12 protein-coding genes and 1 pseudogene are annotated in these 19,279 nt (G+C 61.6%); 8 read left to right on the top strand and 5 right to left on the bottom strand.

Annotation, left to right across the window (positions count from 1 at the left end; genetic code table 11):
- Positions 1-191: 191 nt before the first annotated feature.
- The 3 genes and pseudogenes from AB4O36_RS22425 to AB4O36_RS22415 form a co-directional block, all read left to right on the top strand.
- Positions 192-1,283: pseudogene (locus AB4O36_RS22425) on the top strand (methyl-accepting chemotaxis protein); the annotation flags it as partial.
- Positions 1,260-2,189: a methyl-accepting chemotaxis protein gene (locus AB4O36_RS22420; protein WP_460126819.1), complete on the top strand. Its 930-nt coding sequence runs from the start codon at positions 1,260-1,262 to the stop codon at positions 2,187-2,189. The pseudogene AB4O36_RS22425 and the gene AB4O36_RS22420, both read left to right, overlap by 24 nt.
- A 205-nt stretch (positions 2,190-2,394) precedes the next feature.
- Entirely contained in the window at positions 2,395-2,784 is a 390-nt protein-coding gene (locus AB4O36_RS22415) for a hypothetical protein (RefSeq protein ID WP_460118216.1), read from the top strand.
- Here AB4O36_RS22415 and AB4O36_RS22410 read toward each other — a convergent pair whose 3' ends face one another.
- Complete coding sequence (locus tag AB4O36_RS22410; protein ID WP_460140300.1) at positions 2,785-3,561, bottom strand: TatD family hydrolase; 777 nt, start codon at positions 3,559-3,561, stop codon at positions 2,785-2,787.
- Positions 3,562-3,564: 3 nt separating this feature from the next.
- Positions 3,565-4,560, bottom strand: coding sequence for a catabolite repressor/activator (gene cra, locus AB4O36_RS22405; protein ID WP_460118212.1), 996 nt, complete (start codon positions 4,558-4,560; stop codon positions 3,565-3,567).
- A gap of 288 nt (positions 4,561-4,848) precedes the next feature.
- Between cra and ptsP the strand changes: the two genes are divergently transcribed.
- Genes ptsP through AB4O36_RS22390 form a run of 3 tightly spaced genes read left to right on the top strand, consistent with a single transcriptional unit; the run spans position 4,849 to position 10,396 of the window.
- A complete protein-coding gene (gene ptsP / locus AB4O36_RS22400) occupies positions 4,849-7,704 on the top strand; it encodes a phosphoenolpyruvate--protein phosphotransferase (RefSeq protein ID WP_460140299.1) in 2,856 nt (951 codons plus the stop codon).
- Positions 7,704-8,645, top strand: a complete 942-nt coding sequence (gene pfkB / locus AB4O36_RS22395; RefSeq protein ID WP_460140298.1) for a 1-phosphofructokinase — start codon at positions 7,704-7,706, stop codon at positions 8,643-8,645. Before ptsP ends, pfkB begins: the two co-directional genes overlap by 1 nt.
- A gap of 11 nt (positions 8,646-8,656) precedes the next feature.
- The gene (locus AB4O36_RS22390) at positions 8,657-10,396 is read left to right on the top strand and encodes a PTS fructose-like transporter subunit IIB (protein WP_460140297.1); all 1,740 of its coding nucleotides are present in this window, start codon (positions 8,657-8,659) and stop codon (positions 10,394-10,396) included.
- A gap of 330 nt (positions 10,397-10,726) precedes the next feature.
- Here the strand turns inward: AB4O36_RS22390 and AB4O36_RS22385 are convergent, their stop codons facing one another.
- The gene (locus AB4O36_RS22385; RefSeq protein ID WP_460140296.1) at positions 10,727-13,252 is read right to left on the bottom strand and encodes a PepSY domain-containing protein; all 2,526 of its coding nucleotides are present in this window, start codon (positions 13,250-13,252) and stop codon (positions 10,727-10,729) included.
- A gap of 246 nt (positions 13,253-13,498) precedes the next feature.
- Positions 13,499-15,817: a TonB-dependent receptor gene (locus AB4O36_RS22380; protein ID WP_460140295.1), complete on the bottom strand. Its 2,319-nt coding sequence runs from the start codon at positions 15,815-15,817 to the stop codon at positions 13,499-13,501.
- A gap of 207 nt (positions 15,818-16,024) precedes the next feature.
- Between AB4O36_RS22380 and AB4O36_RS22375 the strand changes: the two genes are divergently transcribed.
- On the top strand, positions 16,025-16,705 hold the full coding sequence (locus tag AB4O36_RS22375) for a Fe2+-dependent dioxygenase (RefSeq protein WP_460140294.1): 681 nt from the start codon (positions 16,025-16,027) through the stop codon (positions 16,703-16,705).
- Entirely contained in the window at positions 16,702-17,463 is a 762-nt protein-coding gene (locus AB4O36_RS22370; protein ID WP_460140293.1) for a tetratricopeptide repeat protein, read from the top strand. Before AB4O36_RS22375 ends, AB4O36_RS22370 begins: the two co-directional genes overlap by 4 nt.
- A 32-nt stretch (positions 17,464-17,495) precedes the next feature.
- Here AB4O36_RS22370 and AB4O36_RS22365 read toward each other — a convergent pair whose 3' ends face one another.
- Positions 17,496-18,659, bottom strand: coding sequence for a type III PLP-dependent enzyme (locus AB4O36_RS22365; RefSeq protein ID WP_460140292.1), 1,164 nt, complete (start codon positions 18,657-18,659; stop codon positions 17,496-17,498).
- Positions 18,660-19,279 lie beyond the last annotated feature (620 nt).

Here is a 19,279-nt window from a genome sequence, read left to right as displayed (position 1 = left end):
GTTCTTCCCTGCGGCTACAGATCCGCGGCTGCCCCCGTTAACTTTAAGTTACAAAACCCCCCGTCGATTTGAGTTATACAACGACAGCACTCAATGGTGGCTATCTGCTGTCGACGTGCGCCGGCCAATAACAATAAAAAATCAACGGGGGACTTCCAGTGAAGAGCTTGCTCTATCCCGCTGTCGCGCTAATGAATCGCTTGAGCTTCGGCATGAAGTTCAGCCTGATCAGCATTCTGTTCCTGGTGCCGATGCTGGTGACCAACTTCTATCTGGTGCGCGATTCGTATCGTGAGTTCCAGGGCACGCAGGTGGAGTTGCAGAGCCTCGATCTGCTGGGCAGCAGCCTGACTCTGCGCCGCGACCTGGAAACGCTGAACAACCTGGTGCAGATCAACGTCGTCCTGGGCCAGGCAGGCAAAGCCGGTCATGTCGAATCGAAAATCACCGCACTCGAACAGAATTTGCTGACGCGCCTGCAAGGGCTGACGGCGATGACGACCGATCCGGAACAGATCGCCGTGTTCGATGGTAAACGCGATGAAATGATCAGTGCGTTAAAGGCTCAGCAGACGGAAAATTCGCTGCAGAGCAAAAGTGCGCTGATCGGAAAACTGCTGGGCAATGCCCAGATTTTCAGCCAGATCGTCGCCAGCCAGGCGGGTCTGAGTCGTGACAGCCAGAGCGACATGCGTCAGCTCACCGAGCTCGTTACCAACATCACACCGCCGGTCACCCAGATGCTAGGCGATGGGCGCGCCATGGGGTCCTATTCCCTGGGACAGGGCTTTCTCAATTCGTCGTCGAGCACACGCTTCGACGAGTTGCTTGCGCAGATCGAAAAACTGCAAGCCGAATACAGCCTGAAGCTCCAGGACGCATTGGGTTCGAGCAAGGTCGCGCGCGAAACACTGGCGACCCGGGCGGAGGCCAGCAAAGCGTCGCTGAAAAAGGCCAGTGAACTGTTCGAGGAGCAGGTGGTGATGGCCGACACCCTGGATGCGCCATGGCAGGCTTTCTACGATCAAGTCACCGGCTTGATGGACCAGACTTATCAGCTCAATGAAGCCACGCTGAAATTTCTCGATACCCAGTTGCAACAGCGCCTCAGCCAAAACCGCACCCACATGTTGCTGCAGGCCATCGCGCTGTCGGTGGTGTTTGTGCTGATTTTTTACCTCTACGGCGGTTTCTACGCCTCGACCCGCACGACCCTCAAGCGGCTCGGCGCGATGATGGACAAGGTGGCGGCCGGCGATATGACCGTCACCTTCAACGCCAACAGCCGTGATGAGCTGGGCGAGTTGGGTGAGGTGTTCAACGGCACGGTGAAAAAAATCCATGACCTGATCGAGCGCGTTGGCCACACCGTGGCAGAGGTCGAGCGGCAGGCCGGTCAGGTCGAGAATGTCTCGGCCCAGAGCAACCAGGCGGTGGCGGGGCAGCGCACGCAGATCGAGCAGGTGGCGACGGCAATGAACCAGATGTCGGCCACCTCCCAGGAAGTGGCGCGCAGTGCGGCTGCGGCAGTCAGTAGCGCCCACAGCGTCAATGACGAAACCATCAACGGGCGCGGCCTGGTGGAATCACAACAGGGCAGCATCGCTGCGCTGGCCAGCGAGATCGATCAATCGGTGCTGGTGATCAACCAACTGGCCAGTGATAGCCAGTCCATCAGCAGCGTGCTGGAAGTGATCAAAAGCATCGCCGAGCAGACCAATCTGCTGGCGCTCAACGCGGCTATCGAGGCGGCGAGGGCGGGTGAGCAGGGGCGTGGGTTTGCGGTGGTGGCGGACGAGGTCCGGACTTTGGCCAAGCGCACCCAGCAATCGACTGAAGAAATCGAACAGATGATTGCTAAATTGCACAGCGGTGTCGGCGCTGCGGTGAAAGCCATGGGCACCAGCCATCAGATGGCCAACGGCACGGTCGGACAGTCGGAAAAGGTTCAGCAGGCGCTGGAAAACATCCTCGGCGCTGTGGGAATGATCGTTGATCAGAACCAGCAGATCGCTGCGGCCGTGGAGCAACAGACCGCCGTCGCCCACGACATCGACCAGAACATCGTCGAGATCAACCGCGCCGGCGAGCGCACTGCTGAAGGCGCACACCAGACGGAGGACGCCAGCCGGGCGTTGTCGGTCCAGGTCATGGAACTCAAGCAACTGATCAGTGCATTTCGGGTCTGACGCACCCCGAGCCCCCTCTTGTGGGAGTGAGACTGCTTGCTCCCGCAAGAGGAAAAATCGCGCAGATTCCGGTGATTCTCGGGCGCCGTCTGTAATATTTGTTACCTCGGCGGGTAGGTATTATCTGCTTTCTCTCCAGGCTCTGGTTTTTGGTCTTCAATAAAGGATGATCCACAACCCTGACCTACCCTGAGGAGGCTCGGTTATGTCCGTCGTCACTACTGGAATACAGGGCCATTGCGCCCATTGTGGATGCACCCACCCACTCGAAGCCTGGCAGCTCAATGCCATCGCCATCCATGAGGCATTTCCCTGTTCGCACTGCCACAGAACGCTGGAGCTGAACGACCCCAGGCAAATCAAACGCATCAAGTCCCTGGATTCCCTCGCGATGCTGCGTGCCAGTACGTTGGTGATGGTGTGCACCGCTCTGCTGGTGGCGCTGGTGATGGAATGGATCGGATTACTCAGCGTGGTTGAACAGGTCAACTTCTCGCTGGTGGCGATTCTGATTTACTTCGTGGTGGTGCAATACGCCAGGCACCGGCAACACATCACGCTGATTCTGGAAGCCGCGAAGGTGCACGCCGACTGACTACCAGTTGAACAGCTCGCAGGCGTTGGCTGTGCTGGCCGCGGCCAGGCGCTCTGGGCTGATTGCCATGATCTGCGCCAGCGCCGCGCAGATCGCCGGCAGATGCGCAGGGCTGTTGCGCTGGCCGGCAAACATGGCCGGCGCCATGTCGGGTGAATCGGTTTCCAGCACTACCGATTCCAGCGGCAACTGGGCGAGTACCCGATGCATGCGCAACGCCTGCGGCCAGGTGGCGGCGCCGCCAAGACCCAATTTGAAACCGAGCCTTGCGTACTCGCGCGCTTCTTCGCGGCTGCCGGCAAAGGCGTGGATGATGCCCGCGCGTCGGGGTTTGAAGCGCTTGAGCGTGGCGATCACTGCCGCATGACTGCGTCGTACATGAATCAGCGCCGGCAGGTTGAAGTCGACGGCCAATTGCAATTGGGCCTCGAACAGAATCTGTTGGCGCTCACGATCAAGGGTCTCGATGAAATAATCCAGGCCGATCTCACCGACAGCGCAAAGCTGGCGGTGACTGGCCAGGCGGCCCAGCCAGTCACCCAGTTCGTGCAGATCCTGCGGGCCATGCTGGTCCAGGTACACCGGGTGCAGGCCCAACGCCGCATGCAGGTCCGGGTCGCTTTGCACCAAGTCCCAGACCCGCTGCCAATTGGCTTGATAAACCCCCAGTACCACCATCTGGCGCACGCCCAGAGCGCGGCTTTGGGCGATCAACGCCTGGCGATCAGGGTCGAAGTCCGGAAAGTCCAGATGGGTGTGGGTGTCGATCAGCTCCACGGTTCAATCCTGGCGAATACGCTGCTTGAAGGTTCGCGCAATGGCATGTACGCCCGGCTGGTAATCGGACTGCTCGATGGCGGCCAGGGCTAGTTGCAACGCTTTGTCGGCGATCAATTGATGCTGCTGGGCCATGGCATTGACCGGCAGCGGCAGGAAGTCCAGCAACTGCGTGTCGCCAAAGGTGCCAAGGCGCAGCGGACGGGTTTTGAGCGGGAAGTCATGCAAGGCATCGAACACGCCTTGCAGCAGCACGTAGGAGGTGGTCACCAGCGCATCCGGTAAATGCCCCAGGCGCTGGAGCAGTTCTTCCATCAACTGCTGGCCGCAATCGCGGCTGAACGATTCCCCCTGCTCGATCAGGATTTCGCCTTCGAAACCGGTCAGTGCCTCCTTGAAGCCCGCCGCCCGCTCCTGGCTGATGCTCAGCTCCGGTCGCGCACCGATCAGCGCGATCTGCCGGGGCAATGGGTCGAGCAGGCTGCGGGTCAAATGCAGGCTGGCCTCGCGATCGTCGCTGATCACCGAGCAGAAATCGTCAGATGCCATGACCCGGTCGATGGCGATGATCGGAATACCCTTGGCCTGCAATTGGCGATAACTGTCGTCATCGGACGGCAGGCAACTGGCGACGATCAGCGCATCGCACCGACGGGCGCGGAACAATTGCAGCAATTGGCGCTCGCTCTCGGGCTCATCGTCGGAGCTGGCAATCAGCAACTGATAGCCTCGCGCCCGCGCCCCTTGTTCGAGCAATTTGGCAATGCGCGCATAACTGGGGTTTTCCAGGTCCGGCAGGATGAAACCCAAGGTGCGGGTATGCCGGCTGCGCAGCCCGGCTGCCTGTGGATTGGGGGTAAAGCCGTGGGCCTCGACGACCGCCCGTACACGCTCGACGGTGGCGCTGCTGATACGTTGCTGCTCAGCCTTGCCGTTGATGACATAACTGGCGGTGGTAACGGACACACCGGCCAACTGCGCGATATCACTGAGTTTCAAACCGGGATTTCCTTTTTTTTCGAGCATGCCCGACATTTTTGCCAATCCTACCCGATTCGGGCATGCAGCTTTTGTCGCAACGTATCCGACAGGTTGTGCTTCAACGAGACCGCATAATCGAGTAACGTGCCAAACATACTAGATTAAACGTTTCAGCAAGCGTATTTTCTGCGCATTAGTTGCATTTGGCCGGTTCTGCCGCGAAACCGCCAAAAGTTGCGACCAAGCGCTTAAGCTGACTCATTCAAAACAATACCTGGCGCCCCGAGGTGCCAAAAAGGAGAACGCATGCTCGAGCTCACGATAGAGCAGATTTCCATGGGCCAATCAGCCGTGGACAAGTCTTCGGCGCTGGAGCAACTGGCCGGCCACCTGGTGACCGATGGCCTGGTGGCCGACGGGTATCTCGCCGGTCTGCAGGCACGTGAGGCCCAGGGCTCGACGTTTCTTGGCCAGGGCATTGCCATTCCCCACGGCACCCCGCAAACCCGCGACCAGGTGTTTTCCACCGGCGTACGGTTGATGCAGTTCCCCGACGGTGTGGATTGGGGCGACGGCCAGATGGTCTACCTGGCCATCGGCATCGCGGCCAAGTCCGACGAACATCTACGCCTCCTGCAGTTGTTGACCCGTGCCCTAGGTGAGACCGATCTGGGTCAGGCCCTGCGTCGCGCCACTTCTGCTCAAGCCCTGTTGAAACTGCTGCAAGGCGCGCCGCAGGAGCTGGCACTGGACGCACAGATGATCGGCCTGGGGGTGCCGGCAGAGGACTTCGAAGAGCTGGTCTGGCGCGGCGCCCGTCTGTTACGTCAGGCCGATTGCGTCAGCAGCGGTTTTTCTGCGGTGTTGCAGCAGGTCGAAGCCCTGCCCCTCGGCGATGGCCTGTGGTGGCTGCACAGTGAGCAAACGGTCAAGCGTCCGGGCCTGGCCTTCGTTACACCGGACAAGCCCCTGCGTTATCTCGGCCAGCCGCTAAACGGCCTGTTCTGCCTGGCCAGTCTGGGTGAAGCACACCAGGCTCTGCTCGAGCGGCTGTGCGCGCTGCTGATCGAAGGCCGTGGCCATGAACTGGGTCGCGCCACCAGTTGCCGCAAGGTTCTCGAAGTGCTGGGCGGCGAGTTGCCGGCGGACTGGCCCAGCGCGCGCATTGCCCTGGCCAATGCCCACGGTTTGCACGCACGTCCGGCGAAGATCCTCGCGCAACTGGCGAAGAGCTTTGACGGCGAAATCCGCGTACGCCTGGTCGACGGGCACGACAGCGCTGTATCGGTGAAGAGCCTGAGCAAGTTGCTCGGCCTCGGCGCCCGTCGCGGTCAGGTGCTGGAATTGATCGCTCAGCCGAACATCGCCGCGGATGCATTGCCTGCATTGTTGGCGGCCATCGAGGAAGGCCTGGGTGAAGAGGTCGAACCGCTGCCGGCTGTGAGCCAGCAGCCTGAGGTCGAGGTTGCCGAAGTGTTGCTCGCTCCGGTGGCCGGTAGCGTGGTCCGGGCCATCCCGGCGGCGCCGGGCATCGCCATTGGCCCGGCACATATCCAGGTGCTGCAAGCCATCGATTATCCGCTGCGGGGTGAGTCCGCCGCTGTTGAGCGCCAGCGGCTGCAACAGGCGTTGGCGCAAGTGCGGCAGGACATCGCCGGCTTGATCGAACGCAGCCAGTCCAAGGCGATTCGCGAGATTTTTGTCACCCACCAGGAAATGCTCGACGACCCTGAATTGACCGACGAGGTCGAGACCCGTCTCAAGCAAGGTGAAAGTGCCGAAGCCGCCTGGATGACCGTGATCGAAGCGGCGGCCAAGCAACAGGAATCGTTGCAGGACGCGCTGCTGGCCGAGCGCGCGGCGGACTTGCGCGACATCGGTCGTCGTGTGCTGGCACAACTGTGCGGCATCCAGACTCCGAGCGAGCCGGATCAGCCGTACATTCTGGTGATGGACGAAGTGGGGCCGTCCGACGTGGCGCGCCTGGATCCCGCCCGGGTTGCTGGCATTCTCACTGCCCGGGGTGGCGCCACCGCTCACAGCGCCATTGTCGCTCGCGCACTGGGCATCCCGGCGCTGGTCGGTGCGGGTGCGGCGGTATTGCTGTTGGCGCCGGGCACGCCCCTGCTGCTCGATGGCCAGCGCGGTCGCTTGCACGTGGAGGCCGACGCCGCGACCTTGCAGCGCGCCACACAAGAGCGCGACAGCCGCGAGCAACGCTTGAAGGCGGCCGCCGAACAACGTCATCAACCGGCGCTGACCACCGATGGCCACGCAGTCGAAGTGTTTGCCAATATCGGTGAAAGTGCCGGTGTCAGCAGCGCGGTGGAGCAGGGCGCCGAAGGTGTTGGCCTGTTGCGCACCGAACTGATTTTCATGGCCCACCCGCAGGCACCGGACGAAGCGACCCAGGAAGCTGAATACCGTCGTGTCCTCGATGGCCTGGCCGGTCGCCCATTGGTGGTACGCACCCTCGATGTCGGCGGCGACAAGCCGTTGCCTTACTGGCCGATCGCCAAGGAAGAAAACCCCTTCCTCGGCGTGCGGGGTGTACGCCTGACCCTACAGCGCCCGCAGATCATGGAAGCGCAACTGCGCGCATTGTTGCGTGCCGCCGACAATCGTCCGTTGCGTATCATGTTCCCGATGGTCGGCAGCGTCGAAGAGTGGCGCCAGGCGCGGGACATGACCGAACGGCTGCGCTTGGAAATTCCGGTGGCGGACCTGCAACTGGGGATCATGATCGAAGTGCCGTCTGCGGCGTTGCTCGCCCCGGTGCTGGCCAAAGAGGTGGACTTTTTCAGTGTCGGCACCAACGACCTGACCCAGTACACCCTGGCCATCGACCGTGGCCATCCGACCTTGTCGGCCCAGGCGGATGGCCTGCACCCGGCGGTGCTGCAACTGATCGACATCACCGTGCGCGCGGCCCATGCCCATGGCAAATGGGTCGGCGTGTGCGGCGAGCTGGCGGCAGACCCGCTGGCGGTGCCGGTGCTGGTCGGCCTGGGCGTCGATGAACTCAGCGTCTCCGGGCGCAGCATTGCCGAGGTCAAGGCGCGCGTGCGCGAACTCAGCCTGACCCAGGCGCAAACCCTCGCCAGCCAGGCGCTGGCCGTGGGCAGCGCGAATGAAGTACGTACACTCGTGGAGGCCCTGTAATGGCCCGGATTCTCACCCTGACCCTCAACCCGGCGCTGGACCTGACGGTGCAGTTGCCACGGCTGGAGCCTGGTCAGGTCAATCGCAGCGAAGACATGCACACCCACGCCGCCGGTAAAGGCGTGAACGTGGCACAGGTGCTGGCGGACCTCGGCCATCAGCTGACCGTCGGCGGATTTCTTGGTGAAGACAATCTGCAAGCTTTCGAAACCCTGTTCGCCAAGCGCGGTTTTGTCGACGCTTTCATCCGCGTGCCCGGCGCCACCCGCAGCAATATCAAAGTGGCCGAATGCGCCGGGCGCATCACCGACATCAATGGCCCGGGACCCAAGGTCAGTGCCGCCGCGCAACAGGCGTTGCTCGATCGCCTGGAGCAGATTGCCCCCGGGCATGATGCGGTGGTGGTGGCTGGCAGCCTGCCCAAGGGTGTCAGTCCCGAATGGCTGCGGGGCTTGGTCCAGCGCTTGAAAACACTCGGTTTGAAGGTTGCGCTGGACACCAGCGGCGATGCGCTGCGAGCGGCGCTCAAGGCCGGCCCTTGGTTGATCAAGCCCAATACCGAAGAGTTGGCCGAAGTGCTCGGCTGCGAGGTGACGTCGCTGGCGGCCCAAGCGGACGCCGCGAGCCGGTTGCATGCCCAGGGCATCGAGCACGTGGTGATTTCCCACGGTGCCGACGGCGTGAACTGGTTCAGTGTCGGCGCGGCCATGCATGCCACGCCACCCAAGGTCAGTGTAGCCAGCACCGTCGGTGCCGGGGACTCGCTATTGGCCGGCATGCTGCACGGCCTGCTCAGTGCAGATACACCTGAGCAAACCCTGCGCACGGCCACGGCGATTGCCGCGATGGCGGTGACGCAGATCGGTTACGGCATTGGCGATGCGGCGCAGTTGGCGCAGCTCGAACAGGGTGTACGCGTACGTCCCCTGACAGAACAATAAGAGGGTATGTCATGAAGTTAGCCATTGTTACGGCCTGCCCGAACGGCATGGTCACCAGTGTGCTGTGTGCCCGTCTGCTCGATGCTGCGGCGCAGCGCCAGGGCTGGAGCACCAGCGTCGAAGTGATGGACGCGGCGCATCCCGAGCGACAGTTGTCGGCGGCCACCATCGAGGCGGCCGAGTGGGTGTTGCTGGTGACCAGCGCGCCGGTGGACCTCTCGCGATTCGTCGGCAAACGCGTGTTCCAGAGTACCCCTGCGCAAGCGTTGCAGGATGTCGAGGCGGTGTTGCGACGCGGTGCGCAGGAGGCTCAAGTCTGTGTGGTGCCCGAAGCCGGCAACGAACCCGCCCCCGTCACCAAGAGCATTCCGCGTCTGGTGGCGATCACCGCTTGCCCGACCGGTGTTGCCCACACCTTCATGGCCGCCGAGGCGTTGCAGAGTGCAGCGAAACGTTTGGGCTATGACTTGCAGATCGAAACCCAGGGCTCGGTCGGCGCTCGCAACCCACTCAGCGCCCAGGCGATTGCCGAGGCCGATGTGGTGTTGCTGGCCTGCGACATTGAAGTGGCCACCGAACGTTTTGCCGGCAAGAAGATTTATCGCTGTGGCACTGGTATCGCTTTGAAACATGCCGAGTCGACCCTGGACAAGGCACTGGCCGAAGGCGAGCAGGAAAGCGCGGCCACCGGGGCCAAGGCACCTGCCAAGCAGGAAAAGACCGGCGTCTACAAGCACCTGCTCACCGGCGTGTCGTTCATGCTGCCGATGGTGGTGGCGGGCGGGTTGATGATTGCGTTGTCGTACATGTTCGGTATCAACGCGCACGAGGAGAAGGGCACCCTTGCCGCTGCGTTGATGCAGATCGGTGGCGAGACCGCGTTCACGTTGATGGTGCCGTTGCTGGCCGGTTACATCGCTTACTCGATTGCCGACCGTCCGGGCCTGGCGCCAGGGATGATCGGCGGCTTGTTGGCGAGCACGCTGGGGGCCGGGTTTATCGGCGGGATCATTGCCGGTTTCATCGCTGGTTACGTTGCCAAGGCGATCAGTCGCTACCTGGCGTTGCCGCAGAGCCTGGAAGCGCTGAAACCGATCCTGATCATTCCGCTGTTCGCCAGCCTGTTCACCGGTTTGGTGATGATCTACGTGGTCGGCACGCCGGTGGCCGGGATGCTCGCGGCGCTCAAGGATTTTCTCGACGGCATGGGTACCACCAACGCCATCCTGCTGGGCGTATTGCTCGGCGGCATGATGTGCGTCGATCTGGGCGGACCGATCAACAAGGCCGCTTACGCGTTCTCGATGGGGTTGCTGGCCTCGCAGAGCTACGCACCGATGGCCGCGACCATGGCCGCCGGCATGGTGCCGCCGATTGGCTTGGGTATTGCCACCTTCCTCGCCCGCCGCAAGTTCGCCCAGACCGAGCGCGAAGCCGGTAAAGCCGCGTTGGTGCTGGGGCTGTGTTTCATCTCCGAAGGCGCAATCCCCTTCGCCGCCAAGGACCCGCTGCGCGTGATCCCGGCCAGCATCGCCGGTGGTGCGCTGACTGGGGCGTTGTCGATGTACTTCGGCTGCAAACTGATGGCGCCACACGGCGGTTTGTTCGTGCTGGCAATCCCCAATGCGATCAACCATGCGCTGCTGTACCTGCTGGCAATAGTCGCGGGAAGCCTGCTGACGGCAGTGGCGTATGCGCTGCTCAAACGCCCGGAAGTGGCGGAGTTGGCGGTGGAACCGGTGAGCGCCTGACAATCCGAATCATGGGCGCAGTTCCTCTGTAGGAGCGGGCTTGCCCGCGATGGCGGAGTGTCAGTCGCCAATGATGCTGTATTTGATGGCCCCTTCGCGGGCAAGCCCGCTCCCACAGTGGTTTTGCGGCGGCAACAATTCATGTGAACGCCGCCGCTCCTGTAGGAGCGGGCTTGCCCGCGATGGCGGAGTGTCAGGCGCCAATGATGTTGGGCTTGATGGCCCCTTCGTGGGCACGCCCGCTCCCACAGTGGTTTTGCGGCGGCAACAATTCACGTGAACGCCGCCGCTCCTGTAGGAGCGGGCTTGCCCGCGATGGCGCTCGCGCTGTCAGTAGACGTCCCGGCGATAACGCCCCTGCTCGATCAGCCGCTCGACCTCGGCAGCACCCAGCATATCCTTGAGCACTTGATCCACACCACTGGCCATGCCCTCAAGGCTGCCGCAGATGTAGATCGACGCGCCGTCCGCCAGCCATTTTTTCAGCTCTTCGGCGCGCTGGCGCAACAGGTCCTGCACGTAGATTTTCTCGGATTGATCGCGTGAGAACGCCAGGTCCAGGCGTTCGAGATCGCCTGAAATCAGCCACTCCTGCAACTCGTCGCGGCACAGGAAATCGTGTTCGCGGTTGCGCTCGCCGAACAATAGCCAGTGGCGCTGTTGCCCGTCGGCGATGCGTGCCTTGAGCAAACTGCGCAGGCCGGCCAGGCCCGTGCCGTTGCCCAGCAAAATCATCGGTACCGGTTCGACCGGCAGATGGAAACCGCTGTTACGCCGCACCCGCAGGCTGATGCTGCTGCCCACCGGGGCGTGTTCGGTCAGCCAGCCGGAGCCGATGCCCAGGCTGCCATCGGTGTGCAGCTGCTGGCGCACAATCAGCTCCAGCACGCCGTCGGCGGCAATCGAAGCGATGGAGTATTCGCGCATGGCCAGCGGCACCAGTGCGTCGACCAGCGCCTGGGCGTGCAGGCCAACCAGGTGCGCACGGTTCTCCGGTAGCTGGCGGGTGGCGAGTGCCTGCTCCAACGGCTGCGCCAGGTCATCGAGGTGCACGTTGGCGCGGCCGTCGATTCCCAGGCCGTCGAGGAAATGCTCGATGGCCCACGGACAATTGCGTGGCAGCATTTCCACCAGGTCCCCGGCCAGCCAACTGCTGGTGCTCGGTGCGTTGAGGCCCAACAGATACACCGGCGCGCCGCTGCTGTCGGGGTTCATCAGGTCACGGCGCACCAGCGTCCAGTTGTCGTAGCTCGGTGCCTGCCAGGTATCGACGGGGGCCTGTCCGGTCAGATGGCCCAGTTGCTGCTGCCAGTGACGCAGGGCGTACGGGTCGCCGCTGTCGACTTCCACCGGGGTGAACAGGCTTTTGCCGCCGTGCTCGCCCAGCCAGTTATGCAGACGACGGGCGAAACCACAGAAGTGCTGATACTGGCGATCACCGAGGCCCAGTACCGCGTAGTTCAAGCGCTCCAGGCTCAACGCCTGGCCCAGCACCTTGCGCTCGAAACCGCGAGCGCTGTCCGGCGCATCGCCCTCGCCGAACGTACTGACCACGAACAGCGCGTTGCTGGAATCCTGCAGGTCCTGTTCGCTGACGCTGGCCAGCGGCCGGACGTTCACCGGCAACCCGGCGGCCTGCAACTGGCCAGCGGTCTGCCACGCCAGTTGCTCGGCAAACCCGCTCTGGCTGGCGAAACCGATCAGCCACGCCGGGGCGTTGCCTGAGGGTTGTGCCAGGCCCTGGCGTGCGTCTTTGATCTGGCGTTTCTTGCGGCGCCGGTCCAGGTACAGCAACCACCCGGTGACGAAGAACAGCGGCATGGTCAGGGAGCTGATCGTCAGGATGATGCGCCCGGTGATGCTGAAGTAACTGCCGGTGTGCAGCGCATAGATACTGGTCAGCAACTGCCCGCCGAGGCTTTTGTCGCTGTAGCGGTCATGACGTTTGATCACGCCGGTGGCCGGGTCCAGGGTGATCTGGTTCAGGGCGCGGTCATGGGGCGAGTCTTTCAACAGGTAGAACACCGTCGCCGGCTGCCCGGCCACGGGCGGCATGCGAGTGTTGTAGAAGCTCAAGCCAGGGCCGGCGGCGCTGTAAATGCTGCTCCACATGGCCGAATAATCGGCGGCCGGCGCCGGGCCGTCGGGCGCTGGACCCCGGTTGCGCACGCGCTCGTTCTGCGGCGAATCAGAGAGCAACTGCGTCAGCCCTTTGCTGTACCACTCGTAGGACCAGAACAACCCGGTCAAGGCTGAGAAAAGGTAAAACACCAGGCACCAGGTGCCCGCCACCGAATGCAGATCCCAGTTGAAGCTGCGACCTTTTTTCTTCCAATCGAGGGTCAGCCAGGCGCGCCAGCTTTTCCACTGACGCGGCCAGCGCAGGTACAAGCCGGACAGGCAGAAGAACAACAGGATCAACGTACAGGCGCCCGTGATCTGCCGACCGCTGTCACCCATGGCGAGGAAGCGGTGCAGTTGCAGCATCAGGCCGAAGAATTGCTGCCCGCTGGCATCACCCATCAGTTCGCCGGTGTAAGGGTCGAAGATGCGCATGGGGCCGCGACGCTCGCCCGGCGGCGGGGTGAAGAAGGCACGGGCGGCGAGGTCGCTGTCGATGTTGACCGAAAGCATCGCGACTTTAAGGCCTGTGGCCGCTTCTACTTTCGCCACCAGTTCGGCGGGCGGCAGTACGCCGGCACCCTGCTTGTGCACCTGCAGCACTGAAGGATTGATGGCGTACAGGATTTCATCCTGAAACGACACCAGCGCCCCGGTGATGCCCATCAGGGCCAGGACCAGTCCGGCACTGATGCCAAAAAACCAGTGCAACTGGAACAGGGTTTTCTTCAACACGTCGCTCGCCTTGTTCGTTCGAAAGTAGTCATCACGGCGCGCATTATGAAGCCGTGGGTTGTCGAGAAACATTGTTTTCACACAACAAAGCCCTGTTCATCTGGATGAACAGGGCTTCGCTGCTTTTATCCTGTGGGAGTGAGCCTGCTCGCGATGGTCGTCAACGATTACGCTGGGTGCCTGGCACACAGCGGCGTTTTCACGTCCATCGCGAGCAGGCTCGCTCCCACAGTTTTTCCCAATCCCTTAGAAGTGGAAATTGGTACTCAGCAGCGCCGTACGACCGGCCGCCTGGTTGGCGAAGTGGGTCGAGAAGGCTTTGTCGTAGTAGGTTTCGTCGGTCAGGTTCTGCACGTTCAGTTGCAGGTCGATGTTCTTGGTCAGCTTGTAGGCGGCCATCGCATCGTAGCGAACGTAAGAATCGACCATGGTGGTGTTGGCGGTGCTGCCGAACACGTCGTCGACATAGAACGCGCCGCCACCGATGGTCAGCTTCGGCGTGACCTGGTAGGTCGTCCACAGGCTGGCGCTGTTCCTCGGCGTGTTCGGCAGTTCATTGCCGTTGTTGGCCTTGTTGGCCGGCATATCACCGCCGTCAATTTGCTCGCTGTCCATGAAGGCGTAGCCTGCGAAGATTTGCCATTTGTCGGTGAGCTTGCCGCTGGCCGACAGTTCGAAGCCCTGCACGCGAGTTTTGCCGGCGTTTTCATAGGTCGTGGTGTTGACCTGCACGCGAGCGTTTTCCTTCTCGGTGCGGAACACGTCGGCGGTCAGCGACAGACGATCATTGAAGAAGTCCCACTTGGTACCGATCTCGTAGTTCTTGGTGGTTTCCGGCTCCATGTCGCTGCTCAGCAAGTTGCCGCTGCGATCCGGCGTGCCGCTCAACGGGTTGCCGTCCTGGCCTTCGCCGAGGGTGGCGCCCGCTGGGGTCGCAGAGGTCGCATAAGAGGCGTAGATGCTGCCATTTGGCGCTGGCTTGTAGACCACGCCGAACTGACCGGTCACGAATTCGCTGACGTCGTCACCTTTGAAGGTGGTCGCGCCGGCGCCGTTGTAGCTCTTGTACTCGGTGTCGAAGTGGTCGTAGCGCAGGCCCATGTTGACCAGCCACTGCTCGGACAATTCCAGGGTGTCGAACACGTACAGCGCGTAGGTGTTGGCCTTGGTGTCGGTGCCAGCGTAGTTGCGCGAGATGGCGCCGTTCCACGGATCGTTCGGGTTCGGATTGGCCAGCGAGGTGCAGTTGAAACCGGTCGAGGCGCCCACAGGGCAGACGGTGGTCCTGCCGCCGTTGGCGGTGAAGCCGGTGGCGGTGGCGACGGTGTAGCTGCTTTTCTGCGATTCTTCGTTCGACAGTTCAAGACCAGTGGAGAAGCTGTTCTTGAACCCGGCAATGTAGACGTCACCAAACAGGTCGGTCTGGTTGGTGGTGGTCTCGGTGTTGCTGACGCGGGTGTTGGCGCGGCGCCAGACGGTGCCACGGTTGACGTTACCCTGGCTGTCATCCGGCTGGGTCAGGATGTAGTCCTGCATGCTGGTGCCGTGACGAAGGGTGTTCTTGATGGTCAGCGCGTCAGTCAGGTCGTGCTCGATGGCGAAGGTCGCGGTGTCGGTACGGCCTTTGCGGAAATCGCGGTCGGCCAAGCCGTAGAAGTTGCTGCTGTCGCCACCGTCATTGGGCTTGTCCGGATTGGCCTTGGTACGCGCTGCCGAACCCGCCGTCGGGATCGAATACGGAATGCCCGAATCCGGCGTGTCATTACTTTCCAGGTGGTAGTAATCAAGGTTGACGCGGGTGTCGGTGCCCAGGCCGAACACCAGGGAGGGCGCGACTCCCCAACGGTCATAGTCGACCTGGTCACGACCGGCGACATTGCTCTCGTGGCTCATCAGGTTCAAACGGCCAGCGGCGCTGTCGGTGAATTGGTAGTTGCCATCGAAGGTGTAACGCTGGGTCTGGTCCGAACCCCAGGTGAAGCCGCCATCCAGCGAGTTGCCCAGATGGGCCTTTTTGCTCACCAGGTTGATCGTGCCGCCAGCCGCACCACGACCCCCAATGGCGGAGTTCGGGCCTTTGCTGACTTCGATGGATTCGACGGCGAAGATCTCACGGCTCTGCGAACCGGTGTCGCGGACGCCGTCCAGGTAGGTGTCGCCCTGGGCGTCGAAGCCGCGGATGAACGGACGGTCGCCCTGTGGGTTGCCACCTTCACCGGCACCAAAGGTGATACCTGGAACGGTGCGCAACGCGTCCTGCATGTTCAGTGCGCCAGTGTCCTTGAGGACTTGTTGCGGGATGACGGTTACCGAGCGCGGCGTGTCGACCAGCGGTGCGGTGTACTTGGGCGAAGAGGCTTTTTCGACGTTGTAACTGGTCGCGTCCTGGGCTTCACCAGTGATGGATGTGGCATCCAGGGCAATCGCGCCGTTCGACGCTTTTGCGTCGGTCTTCTCGGCAGCGAACGCCATGTGGCCCGCAGAGCCGGCGGTCAGCGCCATGCCGATCGCAGAAGCGAGCAAACGCGGTGAGCTGACAGGTAATTGTGCTTGTTGGCGCGACATCGGAATTTTCCTTCCCCAAGGATTTGAGGTCGCGAAATATAGGGTAGACGCGTCTTTGTATCAATTGCGAAACGTTACTATTTGCACTGAATTTACATTCTTTACAATTTGCCCTTACGGTTTTTGGTGTTTCATTCGTCTGGTGGGTTTTACACTGACAATAAGAATCAATACCATTGCCATCCTTTTGCCTTCAGGACCGTTTCCATGTTGCTGCACATCAAGGGCTTGTTCACCAAAGACGAAGTGCAGCGCATCCGCGAGGTTCTGGAGCAGGCCGATTGGGCTGACGGGAAAATGACTGCCGGCTATCAGTCGGCCAAGGCCAAGCACAATCTGCAACTCCCCGAGGGCCATCCACTCGCCAAGGAAATTGGTGAGGCGATGATTGAGCGCCTGTGGAAAAACCCGCAATTCATGTCCGCGGCGCTGCCGCACAAAGTCTTTCCTCCGTTAGTGAACTGTTACACGGCGGGCGGCAGTTTTGACTTCCATATCGACAACGCCGTGCGCCAGCCCAAGGGCAGCGTCGAGCGCGTGCGCACTGACCTGTCCTCCACGCTGTTCTTCAGCGAGCCCGAGGATTACGACGGCGGGGAGCTGGAAATCCAGGACACCTACGGCGCGCAACGGATCAAGTTGCCGGCCGGCGACATGGTCCTGTATCCCGGCACCAGCCTGCACAAAGTCAATGCCGTCACCCGTGGTGCGCGATTCGCCTCATTCTTCTGGACGCAAAGCCTGGTACGCGAAGACAGTCAGCGCGCGCTGTTGTTCGAGATGGACGGGGCGATCCAGCAACTGACCCAGGACATGCCCGAGCATCCTTCACTGATCCGCCTGACCGGCACTTACCACAACCTGTTGCGCCGTTGGGTCGAGGTATGACGTTTCAACTGCGCCGCGAGGAAGTGCTCGACGGCGAACGCCTCAGGGCGATGCTCGACGAAAGCCCGGCCCGTGCGGCCCAGGCAATTCTGATGGCCGCCCGGGAAGGCGTTGTCGAAGCCCAGGCGCTGCTCGCGCAGATTCTGCTGGATGGGCAGGGCATCGCACAGGATCAGCCGCTGGCGTTGCGCTGGTTCGACATCGCCGCCCGCCAGGGGCACCTGATGGCGCGCAACATGCTTGGCCGTTGCCATGAACATGGCTGGGGTTGTACAGCGAATGCGGCGATTGCCGCCGGGCACTATCGGATGGCGGCCGACGCAGGGCTGGATTGGGCGATGTACAACTACGCCAATCTGCTGGCGACCGGGCGCGGGGTGCTCGAGGATCAGGTGCAGGCCTTGCGGTTCTACCGGCAGGCAGCCGAACTCGGCCATGCGAAGTCGATGAATCTGTTGGGGCGTTATCTGGAAGAAGGGCGGTTTTGCCCGATGGATCTGCCGGCGGCCCGTGACTGGTATCAACGTGCTGCAGAGGGCGGAGACTTTCGTGGGCAGTTCAGTTTTGCCGCGTTGCTGGCCGATGAAGGCAACGTCGATGGCGCCGTGGACTGGCTGCGTCAGGCATTGGTGGGCGGTAACCTGAATTTCCTGCGCGTCGCTGCACCGGCGCTGGCCAGTGCAACGGATTCACGCATTCGCTCGATGGCCGACGATTACGCCCGCCGCCGAGCCGAACTCGAACTTCAAACCCTCTAGGAGCGAGCAAGCTCGCTCCTAGAGGTACGGCGTTATACGTAGAACGATTTCAGCGGCGGGAAGCCATTGAATTCAACCGCGCTGTAGCTGGTGGTGTAGGCGCCGGTCGACAGCCAGTACAGGCGATCACCAATGGCCAGGTTCAGGGGCAGGCCGTACTTGTAGTTTTCGTACATGATGTCGGCGCTGTCGCACGTTGGGCCGGCGATGACCACTTCTTCCATCTCGCCTTTTTTCTCGGTCCAGATCGGGAACTTGATGGCTTCGTCCATGGTTTCGATCAGGCCGGAGAACTTGCCCACGTCGGTGTACACCCAGCGCTCGACGGCGGTCCGGGATTTACGGGCCACCAGTACCACTTCGCTGACCAGGATGCCGGCGTTGGCGATCAGCGAGCGGCCAGGTTCCAGGATGATTTCCGGCAGGTCGTCACCGAAGTCTTCCTTGAGGAAGCGGATGATTTCCTCGGCGTAGGTTTCCAGGCTGTTGGTACGGGTGATGTAGTTGGCCGGGAAGCCGCCACCCATGTTGATCAGCTTGAGGTGGATACCGTCTTCTTCTTTCAGGCGCTCGAAGATCACCTTGACCTTGGCGATGGCCGCGTCCCAGACGCTGATGTCGCGCTGTTGCGAACCGACGTGGAACGAGATGCCGTAAGGCACCAGGCCCAGGTCGCGGGCGAGGATCAGCAGGTCCATGGCCATGTCGGTCTGGCAGCCGAATTTGCGCGACAGTGGCCAGTCAGCCGTGGTCGAGCCTTCGGTGAGGATGCGCACGTAGATCTTCGAACCCGGTGCGGCCTTGGCAATGTTGCGCAGGTCGGCTTCGGAGTCGGTGGAGAACAGGCGCACGCCCTTCTCGTAGAAGTAGCGGATGTCCTTGGACTTCTTGATGGTGTTGCCGTAGCTGATGCGGTCGGCGCTGACGCCGCGATCCAGCACTTTGTCCAGTTCGTAGATCGAGGCGATGTCGAAGCTCGAGCCTTTTTCCTTGAGCAGGTCGATGATCTCGACAGCCGGGTTGGCCTTCACCGCGTAGTAGACCTTGGCGAATTCGAAACCGGCGCGCAGGTCATCGTAGGCCTGGGCGATCATCGCGGTGTCGATCACCACGAAAGGGGTTTCTTGCTTGTCGGCGAACGCCTTCATTTTCTGAAAAGTTTCGCGCGCGAAATAGTCTTCGACCTGGATCGACATGCTTGGGAGCTCCTATGGGCAAACTCGTGAAATCAATGGGTGCATGAACGCCCTCCGTATCCCCACTTTGGTTCGCCTACTTCCCAAGGCATGTCGCCGAAAGCAAAAAGGCCATGGGATGTGCAGCTTTCCCTTGGCCTTGCTGTCTCGTCGTCAGTACTTGAGCCGGATGGATCGTTTCCAGCATGGACGTTCGGCGCGAACTTTAGGGCGTGAGGGACTTGAGATCAACAAAAAATGTCGCGTTTTTGCACTCTTCTGACGTGCGTGACCGACATCACTCTTTGTAGCGGACAGAGATGACGGGCAGATGTTCCCCGGTGATTTTGAAGTGTTAAAAATACCTGCACGTTCGAAGCTTTTGTGCGCTTGATTGTAGGTAAGTACGTTAGCGGCAGCTTCGGCGACGTTGGCGGCGAGTGGGGTCTGTCGGAGGGGATTTGGCTTGCCGGGGAGGTAAAAAGAGGAGGGGGCCAGGGTTGCCAGTGTTGATATTTCTTTCCGGTGTGTGAAATGCGGAAAACATGGTCTTTTAATCGAGTAATTTTTGAATGCTAGATCGCCATCGCGACGGTGCGACGCTTCGCCAAGCCCGCTCCCACAGAGTTCGAGTCATACAC

The organism is Pseudomonas sp. S2_E01, from assembly GCF_054668365.1.
Note: the sequence above shows the minus strand (reverse complement) of the source record. Positions and strands in the feature narration are given on the sequence as shown.